The 974-nt window shown below is 47.6% G+C and carries 2 tRNA genes and 1 rRNA gene; all 3 read right to left on the reverse strand.

The features are described 5' to 3' along the window. Positions 1-569, reverse strand: a 23S ribosomal RNA gene (locus tag WS34_RS14860); the annotation flags it as partial. Between the two features lie 129 nt (positions 570-698). Next, a tRNA-Ala gene (locus tag WS34_RS14865) sits at positions 699-772 on the reverse strand. Between the two features lie 15 nt (positions 773-787). After that, positions 788-861 (reverse strand) — tRNA-Ile (locus WS34_RS14870). Between the last annotated feature and the right edge of the window lie 113 nt (positions 862-974).

Raw genomic sequence — 974 nt, forward strand, 5'->3', positions numbered from 1 at the left:
AGCTCCGACCGCTTGTAGGCGCACGGTTTCAGGAACTATTTCACTCTTCTGTTCGAAGTGCTTTTCACCTTTCCCTCACGGTACTGGTTCGCTATCGGTCTCTCGGGAGTATTTAGCCTTACCGGATGGTCCCGGCAGATTCACGCAGAATTCCTCGTGCTCCGCGCTACTCAGGATACTACTATGCTTCGACAACATTCGAATACGCAACTGTCATGCTCTATGGTCTTTCTTTCCAGAAAGTTCTTCTCCGATGTCTTCATGCAACGACGTAGTCCTACAACCCCGATCATGCCGTAACATGAACGGTTTGGGCTATTCCCCGTTCGCTCGCCACTACTGGGGGAATCATTGTTATTTTCTTTTCCTGCAGGTACTAAGATGTTTCAGTTCCCTGCGTTAGCTCCTGAAATGATCAGGTGGCGTGTCTTCAACACGCCGGGTTGTCCCATTCGGAAATCCCCGGATCAAAGGTTATTTGCACCTCCCCGGAGCTTATCGCAGCTTATCACGTCCTTCATCGCCTCCGAGAGCCAAGGCATCCGCCATGCGCCCTTCTTTACTTTCCTTATTCATTCGCCCACACTTGCGTGTCAGCGGGATGATATATACTTTCAGCTCTTTACTACTAAAATTACTGTTTGCTTGTACAATATGTCATAGATCGGTCATCTTCGTATCTTACGTCTCTGATGGAGTGGAGAATAACGGATTCGAACCGTTGACCCTCTGCGTGCAAGGCAGATGCTCTAGCCAGCTGAGCTAATCCCCCGAATCTCAAGATTCGTAGTCCCAGGCAGAGTTGAACTGCCGACCTCTACATTATCAGTGTAGCGCTCTAACCAACTGAGCTATAGGACTAAGTTCAACCTAGTCTGTTTCATTAGACCCGGCTTCTTACTTTCTCTCTTCCGTCTTAATACGGAATCATATCTTGAATAAACAACAACAGCAGTACAAAAACAAAAACCTTT

The organism is Odoribacter sp. N15.MGS-14 (genome assembly GCF_000980245.1).
Lineage (GTDB): Bacteria > Bacteroidota > Bacteroidia > Bacteroidales > Marinifilaceae > Odoribacter > Odoribacter splanchnicus.